Raw genomic sequence first — 18,327 nt, forward strand, 5'->3', positions numbered from 1 at the left:
GGCGGGCCTCAGGCGGTCAGGGCGGCGGGGGCGGATTCGGCCGCGCGGGCCCAGCACCAGACGCGGTGGCGGCTGCCGGCATCGGCGGCGGGAGGCGCCTGCTCGGAACAGCGCGGTTGCGCCTCCGGGCAGCGCGCCGCGAAGGCGCAGCCGCGCGACTCGGGCGTCATCACCGGCACGATGCCAGGCAGCTCGGCCAGCCGCGCCGTATGGTCCTGGCCGTCGGCGAAGTCCGGCAACGAGCGGATCAGCGCCTGGGTGTAGGGGTGCTGGGCGCGATCCAGGATGTCGTCGACGCTGCCTTCCTCGACCTTGCGCCCGGCGTACATCACGATGACGCGCTGGCACATCTGCGCGACCACGCCCAGGTCATGGGTGATCAGCACGATGGAGGTGCCCAGCCGCTGCTGGATTTCCCGCAGCAGGTGCAGGATCTGTGCCTGGATGGTGACGTCCAGCGCGGTGGTGGGCTCGTCGGCGATCAGGACCTTGGGCTGGCAGGCCAGCGCCATGGCGATCATGGCGCGTTGGCGCATGCCGCCCGACAGCTGGTAGGGATACTCGCGCACCCGGCGCGCCGGGTCGGAGATCTGCACCAGCTCCAGCAGCGATTCGGCCTGCGCCATGGCCTCGCGCCGCGACAGGCCCTGGTGCAGCATCAACGATTCGCTGATCTGCCGGCCCACCGTGAACACCGGGTTCAGCGAGGTCATGGGTTCCTGGAAGATCATCGAGATCTGGTTGCCGCGGATCGCGCGCATGGCCTTTTCTGGCAGCGCCAGCAGATCCTGGCCGTCGAACTCGATGCTGCCGCCGGCCACTCGCCCGGGGGCGCGCAACAGGCGCATGATGGACAGGGACGTGACGCTCTTGCCGCAGCCGGATTCGCCGACCAGGCCCAGGGTTTCGCCGGGCATCAGATCGAAGGACAGGCGGTCCACGGCAAGCACTGTGGTTTCATCGCCATCGAAACAGGTGGTGAGGTCGTGCACGCGCAAGACGGGTTGGGTTTGCATGGGCGCTCCTACAGCTTTTTCGCCAGACGGGGATCGAGCATGTCGCGCAGTCCGTCGCCCACCAGATTGACGGCCAGGACGGCCACGCCCAGGAACAAGCCCGGATACAGGATGATGTGGAAAGCCACGGCCACGAAGTTGCGGCCTTCGGCCATGATGTTGCCCCAGCTGGGGATCTGCGGCGGTATGCCCACGCCCAGGAAGCTCAGCACGGCCTCGGTCAGGATGGCGGACGCCGCGATGAAGGTGGCCTGCACCATCAGCGGGGCGAACAGGTTGGGCAGGATGTGGCGCAGCAGGATCGCGGGCACGCGCGTGCCGGACGAAATGGCGGCCTCGATATAGGGCTGCTCGCGTATCGTCAGCACCAGCGCCCGCACCAGCCGCACCACGCGCGGCACCTCGGGGATGACGATGGCGATGATCACGGTGCCCAGGCCGCCCTTCAGCGTGGCCATCAGGGCGATGGCCAGCAGCACGCCCGGAATGGCCATCAGGCCGTCCATGATGCGCATGATGAAGGCGTCGATGCGCCGGAAGTAGCCCGCGGCCATGCCCAGGGCCACGCCGGCGACGGTGGAGACCACCGCCACCACGATGCCGACCACCAGCGAGACGCGGGCGCCCCAGACGGTGCGCGAATAGACGTCGCGGCCCAGCGCGTCGGTGCCGAAGAAGTGTTCGGACGATGGCGGCTTCATGCGCGCCAGCGGATTGATGTCCTGCGGATCGACGGTGGCCAGCCAGGGCGCGGCCAGCGCAATCGCGGCCAGCGCCAGCAGAATGGCGCCGCCGATGTAAAGCATGGGATGGCGGCGCAGCGAGCGCAGCACGCGGCGATGGCGCGGCCGGCGCGCGGGCAGGGACAGGGTAGTGGTCGTCATGCGTAGAGTCCCCGTTCAATAGCGGATGCGCGGATCGAAGAGCCGGTAGCTCAGGTCGACCAGCAGGTTGATCAGGACATAGATGCCGGAGGCCACCAGCAGCACGCCCTGGATCACGGGATAGTCGTGGCGCAGCACGGCGTCGATGGTCAGGCGGCCCAGGCCGGGAATCGCGAATACGGTTTCCGTGACCACGACGCCGCCGATCAGCAGGGCCACGCCCACGCCGATGGTGGTGACGATGGGATTGGCGGCGTTCTTCAGCGCATGCCAGACGATGGGGCCGGCCGCCAGGCCCTTGGCGCGGGCGGTGCGGATGTAGTCTTCGGACAGGGCTTCCAGCATGGTGGCGCGCGTCATGCGCGTGAGCAGCGCCATGTAGACCAGGCCCAGCGACAGGCAGGGCAGCACCAGATGGCGCAGGTAGGGCACCACGCCGTCGGCCAGGGGCTTGTAGCCCTGCACCGGCAGCCAGCCCAGCTTGATCGAAAAGCCGTAGACCAGGCTGTAGCCGATCAGGAACACCGGCACCGAGAATGCGCAGACCGCGCCTATCATGACCAGCCGGTCGAGCCAGCGGCCCGCGTGCCAGGCCGCCAGCACGCCCAGCGGAATCGCCGCGATCACCGCGAACAGCATGGTGAAAATGGCGATGGACAGCGTCGGCCCCATGCGCTGGCCGATCAGCTGCGAGACCGGCATCTGTGTCGACATCGACGTGCCCAGATCACCAGTGGCGATGTGGCTGACCCAGATGCCGAACTGCTGCAGCAATGGTTTGTCCAGCCCCAGGTTCTGGCGGATCTTCTCCACGTCGTCGGCGGTGGCGTTGTCGCCCGCGATCACCGCCGCGGGATCGCCCGGCGACAGGTGGATCAGCAGGAACACCACGACCGCGACCACGGCCATGACAGGAATGACGGCCGCGATGCGGCGCAGTACGTATTTCACGCTGGTTTTCCCCCGGCTTGTGGCCGGGCGCACATGGCGCCCGGCGCCCGCCTTACGGCTTCTCGATGTTCCACATCACCGGGATGCCGGTCTTCAGCAGTTCGGTGTGCTGCAAGCCGCGGAACGCGGACACGGGCTTGAATTCCCCCCACATGACATACGGCACGCTCTGGTAGGCGCGCGCCTGCATCTGCGCGGCGATGTCCTTGCGCTTGGCCGGGTCCGTTTCGCGGATCCAGCTGGTGCGCAGCGCGTCCAGTTCCTTGTCGCAGGGCCAGCCCGGCAGGCTGTTGCCGCAAGCGGCGGACATCCAGGGATTGGTCACCGGCGTGCTGGCGTCGTAATAGCCGCCCCAGGTCAGGAAGACGTTCCAGCCGCCTTGCGCGGGCGGATCCTTCTTCAGGCGGCGTCCGGCCAGGGAGGCCCAGTCCATGGATTGCAGGTCGACGTTGATGCCGGCCTTCTTCATGTTCTGCGTCAGCACCATGACGGCGGGCGCGCTGAGGTGGTCCGTGGGGTACAGCACCACGACTTTCTCGCCCTTGTAGCCGGCTTCCTGCAGCAGTTGCTTGGCGCGCGCCGGATCGGTCTTGGCGTACGGCGCCGCGCCCGCGTCGCTGGCCAGCGGCGAGCCGCAGACAAAGAGGCTGGGGCAATAGTCCACGCGGTATTTCTCCGGGTAGCCCATGGCCGACAGCATTTCCTTCTGGTTCACCAGGTGGTAGAGCGCCTGGCGGGCAAGCTGGTTGTCGAAGGGCGGATGCAGCGAATTGAGGATGACCATGCCCTGCGTCGCGACGGACGTGTTCAGGGTGATGTCCTTGTTGGTCTCCAGCACGGGCAGGAAGTCGGGCGTGGTCTGTTCGATCATGTCGACTTCGCCGTTCATCAGGGCGGCGGTGGCCGTGTTGCCGTCGGGAATGTAGACCCACTCGACGCGGTCCACCTTGACGTTCTTGCCGCCCGCCAGGCCGTCGGCAGGTTCCGTGCGCGGCACGTAGGCCGGGTTTTTCACGTACACGACCTTGTTGCCCGGCACCCATTCATCGCGCTTGAAGAGGAAGGGGCCCGAGCCGACCATTTCCGTGACCTGGGTGTTCGGGTCCGTCATGGCCAGGCGCTTGGGCATGATGAAGGGCGGCATGCCGGAAGGCTTGGACAGGGCGTCCAGCACCAGGCCGAAAGGCTCCTTCAGCGTCAGCGTGAAGCTGTTGTCGCCGGTCACCGCGAGTTCCGCGCCCGCGGCCATCATGGCCTGGCCCAGCGTGTCCTTCTTGGCCCAACGCTGGATCGACGCCACGCAGTCCTCGGCCTTGACGGGTGTGCCGTCATTGAACTTCAGGCCTGGGCGCAAGGTGAAGCTCCAGCTCTTGCCGTCCTCGGACACGGTCCAGCTGTCCACCATCTGCGGCTTGACTTGGCCCTTGCTGTCCTGCGAGAACAGGGTGTCGAACACCATGTAGCCGTGGTTGCGCGTGATGTAGGCCGTGTTGAACAGCGGGTCCAGCGTCTTGAGGTCCGCGTGCGGCACCAGGCGCAGGGTCTTGGTCTGCGCCAGCGCGCCGGTGGCGGCCCCCATGGCCAGCAGGGCGGCTGCGCCCAGCAAACTGAAACGTCTGATCATTGTTATCCCCTTCGTTATTCCCATGCCCTGGTCGGGCGGCGATCGTTGAGCCTCAGGCCTTGAACGGCCACTTCGGCAATTTGCGCTTGGTGTAAGGCAGCGCGTTGTAGTCGGTGGTGATGGCGCCCGGCGTTTCCACGTAGATGACGTGGCGGCCGACCTGCGAATACGAGGCGTAGAAATGCTGCGACGATTTCACGATGATGAGCCTCATGGCCTGCAGGTCCACGCCGAACTGCGTGAACAGGTCGGTGCCCATGGCCTGGGTGCGGTTGGTGGTCAGGGCGATGGTCACGCCCTGGCTGCGCACGATGGCCACGTCGCCCAGCAGGGCGGGCGTGCCGGCCAGCCCGGTCATGATGGCGTCGCGCTTGAGCGCCACGATTTCGCAGTCCAGGTCCAGCGGCTGTCCCGATACCGGCGCGACCTTGCCGCCGATGCGCAGCTGGATGCGCGCGCCTTCGCCAGCTTCGAAACAGAGCTGCACCGCCACCGGATCCCAGAAGGGGCCGGTCGCGACGTCGGTGATGCCGCGCGCCAGCACGCGTTCCAGGATGAAGGTGGCGTCGCTGGGTGCGCCGCCGCCCGCGTTGTCGGCGGAATCGGCCAGCACCACCGGAAAGTCGTTCAACGCCAGGGCCTGGTCCAGCGCTTCGTCGGCGCCGGGGTAGGGCGGCGCCAACTGGTCGCGAAAGCCGATGATCTCTTCGCCCAGCGCGCGCGCCAGGGCGTTGGCCTGGGCCTGGTCGCCGTCGGTATAGACCAGCACCTTGGAACCCATGTCGGGGGTGTCGCCCCACGGGAAGCCATGCGCGATCGACACCGACAGCACGCCTTCCTTGCCTTCCATCGCGAGCAGGCGGTCGACGAAGCTGCGCATGGGTTCGCGGCTGGTGTGCATGATGGAGATCATCTCGCAGTCGTACACGGCGCGCGTTGGCTTGATGCGGCCTTCGGCGCGCGCCACGCACAGGTCCACCAGGTCGTAGGCGCGTTCCAGGATGTCCGTGTGCGGATATTCCTTGAAGCACACCAGGAAGTCGGCGCTTTCCACCATGTCCGCCGTCATGTGGCAATGCGGGTCCAGTTCGGCGCCGATCACGGTGTCGGGGCCCACGATCTCGCGCGCGCGGCGCAGCAGGTCGCCTTCGCAGTCGTCGTAGCCGTCGGCCACCATGGCGCCGTGCAGGCCGAACAGGGCGATGTCGACGCGGCCCGCGCGCTTCAGGTCGCCCAGCAGTTCGTCGCGCAGGGTTTCGTAGGCGTGGCGGGTGGTGATGCCGGCCGGCGTTGCGCCGGCGGTCAGGCCTTCGATCAAGGTCCAGTCCTTGCCTTGCGCGCGCTGGCGCGCCGCCCACAGCGGCCCCGAGAACATCTGCATGCGGTCCGGATGCTGGCCTGCGGGGTAGTAGCCGCGCGCCCGATAGGCCGACAGCCCGGTCGGGATGGGAGAGAAGGTGTTCGTCTCGGTCGCCAGGGACCCGGAAAAGATTTTCATGCTGCCGCTCCGCGTAAGGATGTGCACATGGGGGCGCAGGCGTTGCCGCGAGCGCAAGGAAAAGACCGCACCGCCTGGCGCGAGGGCCGGGCAGTGTCAAACCATCGGACAGGCCCGCGGGGCGGGATCAGGCTTCGGACACGGGGCCCGGCGTGTAGCCGCCGTGCGCGACTGCCGCGCCCAGCCAGGCCTGCACCTCGATTTCCACGTCCACGCCCATGGCCAGCTTGGCCTCGACCGTCGAACGCGAAGGGAAGTCGGACGAGAAATGGCTGCGGTAGGTGTCGTTGAACTGCGCAAAGAGCTCCAGGTCCGACAGCCATACCGTCACGCGCACCACGTCCTTGAGGGTGGCGCCCGCCAGGGCCAGCGTTTCCTTGATGCGCTCGATGGCGGCATGGGTCTGGGCGGTGATGTCGCCGCGCACGACCTGGCCGTTGGCGTCCATCGGGATCTGGCCCGACAGGAACAGGAAGCCGCCGGCCTGGGTGGCGCGGGAGAACGGCAGGGGCAGGGGGCTGGGGTAGCGGGCAATGGTGGTCATGGTGGACTCTCGCAGGCAAGGGGGTGGGTTCAGCGCAATCGCGCAGGACGCACGGCTTCGGCATTCACGCCGTGCGCATGCAGATGGGCGGGCAGCGGCTGGCGCGTGAGCAGCGCGGCAGCCAGCTCAGAAGTCGCCGCGGCCGTCTGGATACCATAGCCGCCTTGGGCCGCCAGCCAGAAGAAGGCGGGCGCATCGGCATCCCAGCCGACCACGAAATCGCCGTCGCGCACAAAGGAGCGCAGGCCGGCCCAGGTGTGCTTGGGGCGGCGGATGGTGAGCGAGGTCGCGCTTTCGATGCGGTAGATGCCGGTGGCCACGTCCAGTTCTTCCGGCACCACGTCATGCGCGGCGACCGGATCGGCGTTGGCCGGCGATCCCAGCAATTGGCCGGCATCGGGCTTGAAGTAATAGCTTTCGTCGACGCCGACCACGGCCGGCCAATGGGCAAAGTCCACGTCCTGCGGGCCGGAGAACGTGAAGGCGGTGCGGCGGCACGGCTGCAGGCCGACGGGCGAGGCCCCGCAGAGGGCCGCGGTATGGTCCGCCCAGGCGCCCGCGGCGTTGACCAGCGCCCGCGCACGCAGGCTGCGGCCATCGGCCAGCGTCAGCGTCCAGACGCCGTCCGCATGGGCGGCCGACACGACTTCGGCATTGTTGTGCAGTACTGCGCCCTGGCGCGACATGCCGCGCAGAAAGCCCTGATGCAGCGCGTGCACGTCGATGTCGCGCGCGTCCGGTTCTTCGATGGCGCCGCAGATCTGGTCGGCGCGCAGACAGGGCACGCGCTCGACGGCCGCTTCGGCGTCGATCAGCGCCACATTGGGCGATTGGCTGCGGAAGTCGTCATAGACCTGGCGCAGCAGGTCCCGCTGTTCGGGCGTGGCGATGTACAGCACGCCGCGCGGGCTGAGCAGCGGATGCTCGCTGAAGCCCTGCGGCGGATTTTCGTAGAAGGCGCGGCTGGCGCGCGTGAGCGCCTTGATCTGGTCCGTGCCGTAGGTTTCCATGAACATGGCCGCGGAACGGCCGGTGGAGTGGTAGCCCGGCTGGGCCTCGCGTTCCAACACGGCCACCGAGGCCGTGGCGCTCAGGCGGTAGGCCACGGAAGCGCCGGCGATGCCGGCGCCGATCACGGCGTAATCGAATAGGGGTTCTGCTGTCATTTTGTCGGAAGCGAGAATTCTCTTATTTGATAATTCTCGAATACGATAGTTTTTTGACGGCAGACAAGTAATAGGGGAAAGCCCCGATGGAGGAAACTCCGGGGCCCGGGAGGTCAGGTCAGGCGGGTGCCATTGGGAACCTGATCGTCCGGCACTGCCAGCACGATGCCGCCGGACTCGTCCGCGAAACCCAGCACCAGCACTTCGGATTTCATCGGCCCGATCTGGCGCGGCGGAAAGTTCACCACCGCCATGACGCGCTTGCCCGTCAGCTGTTCCAGTGTGTAGCGATCGGTGATCTGCGCCGAACTCTTGCGGATGCCCACGCCGGCGCCGAAATCTATCGTCAGCTTGTAGGCGGGTTTGCGCGCCTCGGGAAAGGCCTGCGCCGACTGGATGGTACCGATGCGGATGTCGACCTTGAGGAAGTCGTCAAAGCCGATATCGGCGGCGGCGGGGGTGTTCGGGTCTTGGGTGTAATGCACGTTGGGTCCTTGGATTGGGCTGTCCGTCACCTTGCGCAGAGCCGATTTGGTCGATAGGCGGAACAGTTTGTTCCGCGCAATGGGGTGTTTTTTGGCTTCCTGGACGTATTCGGGACAATTGCCGGTCGGTAGAATTCGCCATGCATTTTCCTCTATCTACTCGTCGGAAGGCCACAACGTCATGAGCAACGCTTATCTGGACGCCCTCAAGCAGCGTCGCACGCAGTACTCGCTGGGCCGCAACCTGTCGATCTCCAAGGAGGAACTGACCTCCCTGATCCAGGAAGCGATCAAGCACAGCCCCTCGTCGTTCAATTCGCAAAGTTCGCGCGCCGTGATCCTGTTCGGCGCCGAGAGCGAAAAGCTCTGGAACATCGCGATCGAAGAAGTGCGCAAGGTCGCGCCGGCCGAGAGCTTTGCCCAGACCGAAGCCAAGCTCAAGAGCTTCGCCGCGGGCGTGGGCACCGTGCTGTTCTTTGAAGACCAGGGCGTGGTGCAGGGCTTGCAGGAAAAATTCGCTCTGTACGCGGACAACTTCCCGGTCTGGTCCGAGCAGGCGGGCGGCATGGCCCAGTTGTCGGTCTGGAGCACCCTGGCCAGCGCGGGCGTGGGCGCCAGCCTGCAGCACTACAACCCGCTGATCGACGCCGCCGTCGCCCGCGAATGGAACGTTCCGGCGTATTGGAAGCTGCGCGCGCAGATGCCGTTCGGCTCCAACGAAAACGGCTTCGGCGAAAAGGCGTTCATGGACGATGCCGAGCGCTTCCGCGTGGCCGGCTGAGTTTTCGGGACGCCTTGCGCGTCCCGGTCCGAGCGCATCGGAAAGCCCGCAATTCCCAGGGAATCGCGGGCTTTTTTACGTCCGGCTTCTGGCGGACTTCAATCCGTCTTCCAGCCCCATTTCTTGAAGATCGCCCGGCCTTCGGGCGCGGTCAGGAAGTCGACAAAGGCCTGCGCCTGGGCATTGCCCTTGCCTTTCCTGGTCACGACGGCGCCCGCGTCGCGATAGATGCGGTACGGCTCTTCCACCTCGACCATGCTGGCGAGCTCGGGGTTGGACACCTGCCAGATGTTCCAGATCAGCCAGGCGTCTATGGTCTTGTCCTCGGTCCATTGGGTGCGCGCCTGTGCGCTGTTGCCGGCCTCCGGCAGCACGAGGTTGGCGCGGAAGGCGCGCACGGTTTCGATGTCGCCAAGACGGCCGGCCACGTCTTCCCACAGTCCCGTCTGGCCCGCGCCGGACACGGCCATGACCTTGATGCCGGGCTTGAGCAGATCCTTGAAGCCCTTGATTGCCTTGGGATTGCCCGGACGCACCAGGATGGCCGAGGGCCTCAGGTACAGCGTGCGGGCCTCGCGCAGCTCGAACACGCCGGGCAGCGCCGAGGCGAAACCACTCATCATGTTTTCGGCGCCGCTGTAGATCACGTCGGCGTCCTGTTTGGCCTTGTCGGCCCAGGCCGGCGTGGGGCCCGCGGTGACGCTGACGTCAATGCCGTGCAGCTTGCCGAACGCAGTGGCCGCTTCCTTCATCGCGGGTGCGGGACCGCCGGGGCCGTACACGTTCAGGCCTGGAGCGGCCCAGGCGCTGCCGGCGGCGGTGCAAGCCAGGGCAATGCCGCAGGCAAACGATCTGATCGACTTCATATCAAGACTTCCATTTCTGCGCTGACCGACGCCGGGCGTCCGGCGCGTTCGGCTGGTTGATCCGTGGCGTGCTGCGTAGTCTCTTGCGCGGCTTGCCACTGAGTAGACGAGCAGGGGAAGGGGAATATTCCAATGGACTGTGCAATCCGCGCTGCGTTGCAGAGCGTTGAACTCTGTTTCCAGTCTGTTAAAAAGTCGCGTGCAAAATTGCAGCCTTGCTGCCGCCTTGCGATGAATGGCTTAACGGTCTGCAAGCATCGAAACGCTGCGCAGCGCATTCTCAAAGAGAAACGTCACATGAAATCTGGAATCCCCGTGGGCCGCCTGCTGTGCGTCGCCGGCCTGTTCGCGCTTGCCGCGCCCGCCTATGCGATCGATTGCGCCAAAGCCGCCAGCGCCGTGGAAAAGCTGATCTGCTCGGACCGCAAGACCGTGGCGGCGGACGCCGAGTTGAACCGGGCTTACGCCGCGATTCTGAAACAGGCTCCCGACGGAGATATCCGCGCCATGCTGGCGCACAACCAGAAGCGCTGGATTGTGGCGCGCGACCGCGCGCTCACGAACCTGATCGAGGACCCGGGTTCGGTTCCCGACGGCAAGACGGCCGCAGGCGTCGCTCGCGATTTGATCCAAAGCCGCACGGCGCAGCTCAAGGAGACGCACAAGGGCGCCACGCTCCCCGACATGATCGGCAGCGCAGTCCGCCAGCAGCAGTTCCAGGCGCAATTCACCGGCGGCGCTTACGCCGGCTACTCGACTTCTTGCGACGTCTTCCCAGGCGAAAATGCCTACTACGGCTGCTTCGCGACGCGGCATTACCAGAATAATGACCGCATTTGCTCGGTCGACGAGTACTGGGCGTCGGGCGGCGTCTACACCAAGCGCTATGTCGCCAACGTCGTGGACGGCAAGCCGCAGTTGGCGGCATCCTGCTCGTTCAGCAGCTCGGACGAGGCATGCTCCGATAAGGCGGGCGAGACAAAATGGAACATGAAGCCGAAAAAGCCAGACTTTTCCTATCCAGCCCAGCCGCTGCCCAAGATCGATGGAGAGATCGTGGGCGATGACGACTATGAGTGGGCCCGAGCTTGCCTGACGGGCGCGGCCTACCCTGCCAATTGACGCTGGCGAGCCGATCGCGAGCGCGCGATCGGCCTTGTATTGCGGTGGTTTGCGCGTATTGCGTGCAGTTCGCGGTGGATTGGCAATACTTGCAGTATTTTGAGGGTTATGTATTTAGTTGTAAGTCAAGCGGAACCTCACGGTGATCCGCTGGCAGGCAAGAGCGCTATACGTTTACCTAGGGAAAACCCGTAGATTGCGTTGCTCAGAGGGTGTTTTTCAGGCCGGATCTGCGGCAAGATTTTGAAACCGACTGGATGGCTGCGTGTTTAAAACGTCCATCCCGCGAACGTAGAATCCCGTTTTTCATCAGTGCCATCCGGCTGACAGGAAACGAACCATGAAGAAAACCATCCTCCTTGCGTCCGTATGCGCCGCGCTGCTGCAAGCTTGCGCTCCGACTTCCTCTCCCCGTGAAGGATCGTCCTCCATGCCCACTACCGCCACCACGCCCGCCAGCCCTGAAGTTAGCCTGCCCGCCTATTACTGGCGCCTGGCTTCCGCCACCGATGCAGCGGGCAAGCCGATAGCCGCGCTGCAGGCTGGCGTCGAACACCAACTGCGCCTGTCGTTCACGCAGGACGCCTTGAACATCCGCGGCGGCTGCAATGCGCAGTTCGGGGGCTACACCTACAAGAACGGCGTGCTGCAGGTGGCGAACCTCGCGTCGACCATGAAGGCCTGCGACCAGAGCCTGATGCGCCTGGACGCCGAGATCGGCCAGCGCATGAAGGGCGACCTGCGCGCCACGCTCAGCGGACACGCTTCCGAACCCGGACTGGAGCTGGTTGCGCAGGACGGCAGCGTCCTGAAGTTCGTCGGCGAACCTACGCCCGAGACCCTGTACGGCAGCGCCGGCGAAATCATGTTCCTGGAAGTTGCCGCGAAGAAGACGGAGTGCAGCCACCCGCTGATTCCCAATTATCAGTGCCTGATGGTGCGCGAGCGCCGCTACAACGAAGCCGGCGTGCAGCAGCCTACCCAGGACAAGTGGCATCCGCTGTATCAGTCCATCGAAGGCTTCCAGCACCAGGATGGCGTGCGCACCGTGCTGCGCGTGAAGCGCTACGACTGGAAGAACCCGCCCGCGGATGCGCCCAAGCAGGTGTATGTGCTGGACATGGTGGTGGAGCAGGACGCGTCGAAGAAGTAAGACGCCAGCTTCCCTCTGGATTTCCCCATTGCGCCCGGCCCCTGGATTCAGCGGCCGGGCGCAGTCATTTCACCCGGTGCAGGGTACTATGTTGTAAATTGTAGTCATTCTCATTTATAACCGTGCGTCTTCATGGCCGCCTCCGATCCCTCTCCGCGGCACCCCCTGCATACGCTGTACCAGGAACACCAAGGCTGGTTGCAGGGCTGGCTGCGTAAAAAACTGGGATGCGCTTTCGACGCCGCCGACCTGGTGCATGACACCTATCTGCGTGTGCTGGCCCGCCGTGATCCGGGCGACATCCGCGAGCCGCGTTCCTATCTGGCGACCATCGCGCACGGTCTCATGGTCAATCACCTGCGCCGCAGGGATCTCGAACGCGCCTATCTGGAAACGCTGGCGCAGCTGCCCCAGGTGCAGTCGCCGTCACCCGAGGAGCGCGCCCTGGCGCTGGAAGCCCTGTGTGAAATCGACGCCATGCTGGATGGCTTGCCCGTCCCGGTGCGGCGCGCTTTCCTGCTTTGCCAGCTTGAAGGGCAGACGCACGCGGATATTGCCAAGACGCTGGGCGTGTCGGTCGGCTCGGTGCGGCTGTACATCGCGCGCGCCCTGCGCCAGTGCCTGGAGTTCGCGCCATGAGCGCCGGCGAGGCAGGGCGCATCGATCCGCGTGCATTGGACGGCGCGGTGGACTGGTTTTTGCGGCTGACCTCCGGCAGCGCCAGCCAGGCGGACCGGGACGCGTGGCAAGCCTGGCGCCAGGCCGATCCTGAACACGAGCGCGCCTGGCAGCGCACCGAAGCGCTTACGCGCCGTTTTGAGGCGTTGCCCAAGGGCATGCTGCCCGTGTTGGGGCGACCGCGCTCGTCCGCCCGCCGCGCCGCGCTGGGCAAGCTGCTGGTGCTGATCGGCGCCGGAGGCGCCATCGGCTACGCGCAGGTCGATGAAGCCTGGCGCGGCTGGGTGGCGCAATACCGCACTGCTGTCGGCGCCCGGCGCGAGGTGATGCTGGCGGACCATAGCCGCGTGGTGCTCAATGCCGCCACTGCCATGGACGTCCTGTTCGATGCCCAGCAGCGGCTGATCGCGCTGCATGGCGGCGAAATCCTGATCGAAACCGCGCCGGACCCGCAACAGGTTTCCCGGCCGTTCATCGTGCGCACCCGCGAAGGCAGCATCACCGCATTGGGTACGCGCTTCGTGGTCAGGCGCGACGATGGCGTATCGGCGGTACAGGTGCTGGAAGGCGCCGTGCGCGTGGCGCTAGCGGGCGCTTCGGCGGATGCGGCGCGCATCGTGCCCGCCGGCATGGGCCTGCGCTTTGGCGGCGGCCATATCGATGACGCCCAAGCGCTGACCGGCGACCCCGCCGCCTGGCAGCGCGGCATGCTGCAGGTCGACGGCATGCCTTTGAATGAATTCCTGCGCGAGCTTCAGCGTTACCGCACGGGCTGGATCGATTGCGCGCCCGAAGTGGCGCATCTGCCGATTTCCGGCGCCTTCCCGCTGGCCGAACCCGACCGGGTGCTGGCCACGGTGGCGGACACCCTGCAACTCGGCCTGCGCCATCGCACCCGCTACTGGGTGTCGCTGGTGCCGCGCGGCGGGACTATTTTGTAACGGCGACTAGCACTTTGCGCGTCTTATCTGGCTACGAGGGTAAGACCAACATCTGGAGTGCATGTCATGCCCCGTCAGCTTTCCCCGTTGCGCGCAAGCGTCTCCTTCCCTGTCTTGCTCGCGGCAGGCGTATTCGCGTTGCCGCTGGCCGGGTTGATAGCGCCCGCCCAGGCGCAGACTCAGGCGGGGCAGATGAGCGTGGCCATCGAGCCCGGACCGCTCAGCGCGGCGCTGTCGGCCTACGCGGCCCAGGCCGGCGTCCTGCTGTCGTTCGATCCTGCTCTGACGCGCGACCTCCAGTCGCCGGGATTGCGCGGCAGCTATGGCTTCGAGGAAGGGCTGCGCCAGCTGCTGGCCGGCAGCGGGCTGGAACCGGCGCGGCGCGCGGACGGCGGCTACACGCTGCGCAGATTGCCGCAGGGCGAAGTCACGGCCTTGCCCGCCGTGACCGTCACCGGCGCTGGCGACGAAGGTCCCTCCGAAGGGACAGGCTCCTATACCGTGCCGGCAACCAGCGCCGCCACCCGCATGCCGCTGTCGCTGCGCGAAACCCCGCAATCCATCAGCGTCGTCACGCGGCAGCAGATGGACGACCAGAACCTGAACACGCTGGACGAGGTGATGCGCCAGACGCCCGGCATCGCCGTCGACCGGCTGGATGAGCGCGTGCAATTCACCTCGCGCGGTTTTGCGTTGAACACCATGCTCGATGGCGTGCCCACGCTGTCGTTCAAGACGCCGTCGGCCGAGGCGGGCATGATCAACACCGCCATCTACGACCGGGTGGAAGTCGTGCGCGGCGCCGCAGGCCTGCTAAACGGCGTGGGCGAACCCGGCGGTTCGGTGAACCTGGTGCGCAAGCGCCCCACATCGGAGTTTGCCGGACACGTCACCGGCGGCGTCGGCCGCTGGAACAGCTACAACGCCGAAGCCGATCTGGGCGGCCCGCTGAACAGCGCCGGCACGCTGCGCGGCCGCGTGGTTGCCGCCCGCACCGCGGGCGACAGCTTCATCGACTACAAGAAGCGGTCCGACGATGTCTTCTACGGCATCCTCGAGGCCGACATCCTGCCGCGCACCACGGTCAGCCTCGGTTACGAGCACCAGAAGACCGCCATCGACGGCGCGAACTTCGGCCAGGCGCCGCTGTTCTACAGCGACGGCACGCGCACGAACTTTCCCAGGTCCTTCAATCCCGTGACGCCGTGGAGCCAATGGGACATGTATACGGACCGGATATTCGCGACCTTGGACCACCGCTTCGGCAGCGGCTGGCACGTCAAGATGGACGCCAGCCGCCTGAAAAACGAAAGAAAAGCCGCCTGGGGCTACGTCCTCGCGTATCAGCCCGTCGATCCGTCCGGCGCGTCCACCATCGAATTGCGCGACAACCCCGCAAGCTCCACCAACAAGTCCTTCGACGTCTACGCCGAAGGGCCGTTCCAGGCATTCGGCAGGGAGCACCGGGCCGTCCTGGGGCTGAGCTACAACCGCTACACCAGCGAACTCAACCTGAACTCGGCGAATCCCGCCGGCTGGGACCGTCGGCGCGTGAATCTCTACGAGCTGCGCGACGTGCCGCGGCCCGCCATGCCCTACACTTTCTACAACACCTTCCTGGATGCGAAGGAGACCGCCATCTACGGTTCCGCGCGCCTGAAGGTGGCCGAGCCGGTGTCGCTGATCCTGGGCGCGCGGACCACCTGGTACGAAGAAAACTCATCGGCCTACAACGGCCCCGCCAACACCTGGACCCACAACCCCACCGCAAAGGAAAACGGCGTCTTCACGCCTTATGCCGGCGTGGTCGTGGACCTGAGCAAGGATTATTCGGCCTACGCCAGCTACACCCGGATCTTCATTCCCACCACCTCGCGCGACGCCAGCAACGTGGTGCTGCCTCCTCAAACCGGCCAGAACTATGAAATCGGCCTGAAGGGCGAACACCTGGACGGCAAGCTGAACACAAGCTTCGCGATATTCCGCACCCAGGAGGAAAACGTTGCGGTGGAGGATCCGTCCAGCCCGCCGCTACCGGACGGGAGCACTCCCTACCGCGCCGTCAAAGGCGCGCGCAGCAAGGGTTTCGAGCTGACCGCATCCGGCGAAGTGGCGCCGGGCCTGCAGCTGATGGGCGGCTACACCTACTTTGCCAAGCGCGACGCCGAAGGCGCATTGCTGTTGCCGAGCACGCCGCAGCGGCTGTTCCGCCTGGCCGCCAGCTACAGGCTGCCGGGCGAATGGAGCAAGCTTACGATCGGCGGCAACGTCAGCTACCAGAGCAGCATCTACTACGACGAAGCCGGCGGGCTAGGGCGCGCCAGCCAGGGCGGCGTCACGCTGTTTGGCCTGATGGCGCGCTATGACTTCAACAGGCATGTGTCCGCGTCCGTCAACGTGGAAAACCTGACCGACAAGTATTACTACAGCGGTCTGGGGGGCTACAACGGCTACAACTACGGCACGCCCAGGAACGTCTGGATGAAGGTGAGCTACAAGTTCTGAGGACCGGGCAAGCCAGGCGGCGGGGGCGCGCGGAGGCTTTCGCGCGAGGCGGGTTTGATGTTTGTCATGTCCGCGGCTTCCGGGTTGATGGGACAATCCTCGTTGATGGCCATTCCCGATCGCAGCCATGAACACCTACCCCTTGCTGCTCATCCTGCACCTGCTTGCCGCCTTCCTGTTCGTCGGCACCGTTACGTTCGAGGTGCTGTTCCTGGAACCCGTGCACAAGCGCCTGCCGCCCGACGTGCGCCGCGCGCTGGGCAGCCAGCTGGCGCCACGCGTGCGGGCCGTGCTGCCGTGGTCGGTCGTCGTGCTGTACCTGGCCGGCCTGGGCCTGGCCTGGCAATACCGCAGCGCGCTCGCCAACCCGTTTGCATCGTCCTTCGGCGTCCTGCTGTCGCTGAAGATCGCGCTTGCCTTGAGCGTGCTGGTCCATGTCGCGACCGCCTTGACGCTCGCTCGCCGCAAGCGCCTGACTGGCGCATTGAGCCGGCGCATGCATATCAGCGTGTTCTGCCACATGGTGCTGATCGTGGTGTTGGCCAAGGCGATGTTCCACGTGGCCTGGTGAGCGCGGAGGCCGCGGCGCCGTAGGAGCCCCTGCCGCAGTGCTATGCCGGCAATGCGAGCGGCTCAAGCGTTCCGTAGCCTTCCTCCCCATATACCAGCGCCGGCAGCGGCGAACGGCCCTGGCCGTTCGTTTCCCATAGTTCCGCCACCCATTGCATCGCCGTATCGACGATGACGTCCTGGACGTTGAAACCAGTTTCGTCCGACGCGAACAGAGGAACCTCGGGCTCGATGCCGTCTTCCGTGTGGCGCACGTCGAACAGGTAGCGGTGGCCTTCGATGGCCTTGTTGAGCACGAACAGGTCCGGGCCTTCCAGGCTGGCCACTACGGAGAACGTGCCTTCGCCGTCCTGGTCGGGGAACACCACGAAGTGGATCTCGCGCGCCTTGGGCGGCAAGGCGGCGATCAGCGCTGTCAGTGTGGCGCGCGCCGCGGCGTCGTGGGCGCGCAGGATGCGCAGCAGTTCGGTTTCGTATTCGGATCGGTTCATGGCATTCCGTTCAGGACTGGTTGGCGCATTTTGTCGCCGACCTCTGGAGAGGCGGCAGGGAGTGCCGTGGATTATCTGCCATTTCCTGTCGCCGTCACCGCGCCAGCCGCAGGCACTCCATGAAGTACGCCGCATGTTCCGAGGCCAGCGCGGCGTCTCGCCACACCATGCCTGTAATCCCGCGGCTGCGCATCGCCAGCGGCAATACCTTGATCATGTGCTGCTTGGCGAAATGCTTTGCCAGCCGCTCGGAGATCGGCAGTACCAGATCCGATCCGTCCAATAGCGCCAGGTTGACCAGCACCGACGACGATTCCACCTGATGCCAAGGCGCGGGCTGGCCGGCCAGCGCCAGTTCGTAATCGATGCGTATCCGCATCGGTGTTGAAGCGCCGGGCGCGATCCAGGGGTATTCCTGTACGTCCTCCCATGTCACCTTGCGCTTGTTCGCCAGCGGATGCGCCGTGCCCACGGCCAGGCAGATGGGCTCGCCGTACAACTCTTCGTAGTGCAGGTTGCGCGGCAGCGAGTGCTGTTCCAGGCGTCCCACCAGCACGTCGAACGTGCCTTCCTGCATCAGCGGCAGCAGGTAGTCCAGCGTGTTCTCGGCCAGGCGCAGCAGCACGCGTGGATAGCGTTCGCGAAAGCGCCGGATGCTGGGCGGCAGCAGCACCGGCGCGATATTGGGCGTGACGCCCACTGCCAGCGTGCCGGTGGCGCCGCGGGCCAGCTGCGCCATGGTGTCCTGGGCGCGGCCCAGCTTGCCCAGGATCTCGCGCGCATGCGTGCGCAGTTCCAGTCCATACAGCGTGGGTTCGATGCCGCGCGCGTGGCGCTCGAACAGCGTCAGGCCGATGTCTGCTTCCAGGTCCTTCAGCCACTTCGACAGCGCCGGCTGTGTGATGTTGAGTTCTGACGCGACCTGGCTCAGGTTGCGGGTTTCGCACAGGCGCACCAGGATGGCCAGGTGGCGCAGGCGGATGCGGTGGGTCCAGTCCATGCGGGCATCCTTGAGGCATAAATTCAGGGTTATAGCTCGGTAATATTAATTC

General features: G+C 65.8%; 18 protein-coding genes. 7 read left to right on the forward strand and 11 right to left on the reverse strand.

Annotated features, from left to right (window positions below; translation table 11 throughout):
* Positions 1 to 8 precede the first annotated feature (8 nt).
* The 8 genes from IB259_RS18395 to IB259_RS18430 form a co-directional block, all read right to left on the reverse strand.
* Entirely contained in the window at positions 9 to 1,016 is a 1,008-nt protein-coding gene (locus IB259_RS18395) for an ABC transporter ATP-binding protein (RefSeq protein WP_192329834.1), read from the reverse strand.
* 8 nt (positions 1,017 to 1,024) lie between these two features.
* Complete coding sequence (locus tag IB259_RS18400; protein ID WP_054450278.1) at positions 1,025 to 1,900, reverse strand: ABC transporter permease; 876 nt, start codon at positions 1,898 to 1,900, stop codon at positions 1,025 to 1,027.
* Positions 1,901 to 1,915: 15 nt separating this feature from the next.
* Positions 1,916 to 2,851, reverse strand: a complete 936-nt coding sequence (locus IB259_RS18405; RefSeq protein WP_192329836.1) for an ABC transporter permease — start codon at positions 2,849 to 2,851, stop codon at positions 1,916 to 1,918.
* A 52-nt stretch (positions 2,852 to 2,903) separates the two neighbouring features.
* Entirely contained in the window at positions 2,904 to 4,475 is a 1,572-nt protein-coding gene (locus IB259_RS18410; protein ID WP_119448993.1) for an ABC transporter substrate-binding protein, read from the reverse strand.
* 52 nt (positions 4,476 to 4,527) lie between these two features.
* Positions 4,528 to 5,973: a M81 family metallopeptidase gene (locus IB259_RS18415; RefSeq protein ID WP_192329838.1), complete on the reverse strand. Its 1,446-nt coding sequence runs from the start codon at positions 5,971 to 5,973 to the stop codon at positions 4,528 to 4,530.
* A 127-nt stretch (positions 5,974 to 6,100) separates the two neighbouring features.
* Complete coding sequence (locus IB259_RS18420) at positions 6,101 to 6,517, reverse strand: RidA family protein (RefSeq protein ID WP_119448995.1); 417 nt, start codon at positions 6,515 to 6,517, stop codon at positions 6,101 to 6,103.
* A gap of 29 nt (positions 6,518 to 6,546) precedes the next feature.
* A complete protein-coding gene (locus IB259_RS18425) occupies positions 6,547 to 7,683 on the reverse strand; it encodes an FAD-binding oxidoreductase (RefSeq protein ID WP_054450289.1) in 1,137 nt (378 codons plus the stop codon).
* 113 nt (positions 7,684 to 7,796) lie between these two features.
* The gene (locus IB259_RS18430; RefSeq protein WP_119448997.1) at positions 7,797 to 8,168 is read right to left on the reverse strand and encodes a tRNA-binding protein; all 372 of its coding nucleotides are present in this window, start codon (positions 8,166 to 8,168) and stop codon (positions 7,797 to 7,799) included.
* Positions 8,169 to 8,349: 181 nt separating this feature from the next.
* Between IB259_RS18430 and IB259_RS18435 the strand changes: the two genes are divergently transcribed.
* Entirely contained in the window at positions 8,350 to 8,949 is a 600-nt protein-coding gene (locus IB259_RS18435; RefSeq protein ID WP_054450292.1) for a nitroreductase family protein, read from the forward strand.
* Between the two features lie 98 nt (positions 8,950 to 9,047).
* Here IB259_RS18435 and IB259_RS18440 read toward each other — a convergent pair whose 3' ends face one another.
* On the reverse strand, positions 9,048 to 9,815 hold the full coding sequence (locus tag IB259_RS18440; protein WP_119448998.1) for an extracellular solute-binding protein: 768 nt from the start codon (positions 9,813 to 9,815) through the stop codon (positions 9,048 to 9,050).
* A gap of 132 nt (positions 9,816 to 9,947) precedes the next feature.
* On the opposite strand from IB259_RS18440, the gene IB259_RS18445 reads away from it, so the two are divergent.
* The 6 genes from IB259_RS18445 (at position 9,948) to IB259_RS18470 (ending at position 16,785) form a co-directional block, all read left to right on the forward strand.
* On the forward strand, positions 9,948 to 10,937 hold the full coding sequence (locus IB259_RS18445; protein WP_306650121.1) for a lysozyme inhibitor LprI family protein: 990 nt from the start codon (positions 9,948 to 9,950) through the stop codon (positions 10,935 to 10,937).
* 430 nt (positions 10,938 to 11,367) lie between these two features.
* On the forward strand, positions 11,368 to 12,090 hold the full coding sequence (locus IB259_RS18450) for an META and DUF4377 domain-containing protein (RefSeq protein ID WP_054450298.1): 723 nt from the start codon (positions 11,368 to 11,370) through the stop codon (positions 12,088 to 12,090).
* 132 nt (positions 12,091 to 12,222) lie between these two features.
* A complete protein-coding gene (locus IB259_RS18455) occupies positions 12,223 to 12,729 on the forward strand; it encodes a sigma-70 family RNA polymerase sigma factor (RefSeq protein ID WP_192329840.1) in 507 nt (168 codons plus the stop codon).
* Positions 12,726 to 13,709 carry a FecR domain-containing protein gene (locus tag IB259_RS18460; protein WP_192329842.1) on the forward strand — a complete coding sequence of 328 codons (984 nt, stop codon included), beginning with the start codon at positions 12,726 to 12,728 and terminating at the stop codon, positions 13,707 to 13,709. The genes IB259_RS18455 and IB259_RS18460 overlap by 4 nt, the downstream gene beginning before the upstream one ends.
* 66 nt (positions 13,710 to 13,775) lie before the next feature.
* The gene (locus IB259_RS18465) at positions 13,776 to 16,214 is read left to right on the forward strand and encodes a TonB-dependent receptor (protein ID WP_192329845.1); all 2,439 of its coding nucleotides are present in this window, start codon (positions 13,776 to 13,778) and stop codon (positions 16,212 to 16,214) included.
* 127 nt (positions 16,215 to 16,341) lie between these two features.
* Positions 16,342 to 16,785, forward strand: coding sequence for a CopD family copper resistance protein (locus IB259_RS18470; protein ID WP_054450306.1), 444 nt, complete (start codon positions 16,342 to 16,344; stop codon positions 16,783 to 16,785).
* A 40-nt stretch (positions 16,786 to 16,825) separates the two neighbouring features.
* Here the strand turns inward: IB259_RS18470 and IB259_RS18475 are convergent, their stop codons facing one another.
* The gene (locus tag IB259_RS18475; RefSeq protein ID WP_192329847.1) at positions 16,826 to 17,275 is read right to left on the reverse strand and encodes a DUF6389 family protein; all 450 of its coding nucleotides are present in this window, start codon (positions 17,273 to 17,275) and stop codon (positions 16,826 to 16,828) included.
* A gap of 94 nt (positions 17,276 to 17,369) precedes the next feature.
* A complete protein-coding gene (locus IB259_RS18480) occupies positions 17,370 to 18,275 on the reverse strand; it encodes a LysR family transcriptional regulator (RefSeq protein ID WP_054450309.1) in 906 nt (301 codons plus the stop codon).
* Positions 18,276 to 18,327: the final 52 nt, after the last annotated feature.

Source organism: Achromobacter sp. ACM04 (genome assembly GCF_014851465.1).
Lineage (GTDB): Bacteria > Pseudomonadota > Gammaproteobacteria > Burkholderiales > Burkholderiaceae_B > Achromobacter > Achromobacter aegrifaciens.

Bases quoted from the DNA above. Each gene is read 5' to 3' on its own strand.
- IB259_RS18425 (WP_054450289.1), bottom strand. From the start codon at position 7,683: ATGACAGCAGAACCCCTATTCGATTACGCCGTGATCGGCGCCGGCATC.
- IB259_RS18455 (WP_192329840.1), top strand. From the start codon at position 12,223: ATGGCCGCCTCCGATCCCTCTCCGCGGCACCCCCTGCATACGCTGTAC.
- IB259_RS18445 (WP_306650121.1), top strand. From the start codon at position 9,948: ATGGACTGTGCAATCCGCGCTGCGTTGCAGAGCGTTGAACTCTGTTTC.
- IB259_RS18480 (WP_054450309.1), bottom strand. From the start codon at position 18,275: ATGGACTGGACCCACCGCATCCGCCTGCGCCACCTGGCCATCCTGGTG.
- IB259_RS18470 (WP_054450306.1), top strand. From the start codon at position 16,342: ATGAACACCTACCCCTTGCTGCTCATCCTGCACCTGCTTGCCGCCTTC.
- IB259_RS18420 (WP_119448995.1), bottom strand. From the start codon at position 6,517: ATGACCACCATTGCCCGCTACCCCAGCCCCCTGCCCCTGCCGTTCTCC.
- IB259_RS18400 (WP_054450278.1), bottom strand. From the start codon at position 1,900: ATGACGACCACTACCCTGTCCCTGCCCGCGCGCCGGCCGCGCCATCGC.
- IB259_RS18475 (WP_192329847.1), bottom strand. From the start codon at position 17,275: ATGAACCGATCCGAATACGAAACCGAACTGCTGCGCATCCTGCGCGCC.
- IB259_RS18435 (WP_054450292.1), top strand. From the start codon at position 8,350: ATGAGCAACGCTTATCTGGACGCCCTCAAGCAGCGTCGCACGCAGTAC.
- IB259_RS18465 (WP_192329845.1), top strand. From the start codon at position 13,776: ATGCCCCGTCAGCTTTCCCCGTTGCGCGCAAGCGTCTCCTTCCCTGTC.
- IB259_RS18410 (WP_119448993.1), bottom strand. From the start codon at position 4,475: ATGATCAGACGTTTCAGTTTGCTGGGCGCAGCCGCCCTGCTGGCCATG.
- IB259_RS18415 (WP_192329838.1), bottom strand. From the start codon at position 5,973: ATGAAAATCTTTTCCGGGTCCCTGGCGACCGAGACGAACACCTTCTCT.
- IB259_RS18395 (WP_192329834.1), bottom strand. From the start codon at position 1,016: ATGCAAACCCAACCCGTCTTGCGCGTGCACGACCTCACCACCTGTTTC.
- IB259_RS18450 (WP_054450298.1), top strand. From the start codon at position 11,368: ATGCCCACTACCGCCACCACGCCCGCCAGCCCTGAAGTTAGCCTGCCC.
- IB259_RS18440 (WP_119448998.1), bottom strand. From the start codon at position 9,815: ATGAAGTCGATCAGATCGTTTGCCTGCGGCATTGCCCTGGCTTGCACC.
- IB259_RS18460 (WP_192329842.1), top strand. From the start codon at position 12,726: ATGAGCGCCGGCGAGGCAGGGCGCATCGATCCGCGTGCATTGGACGGC.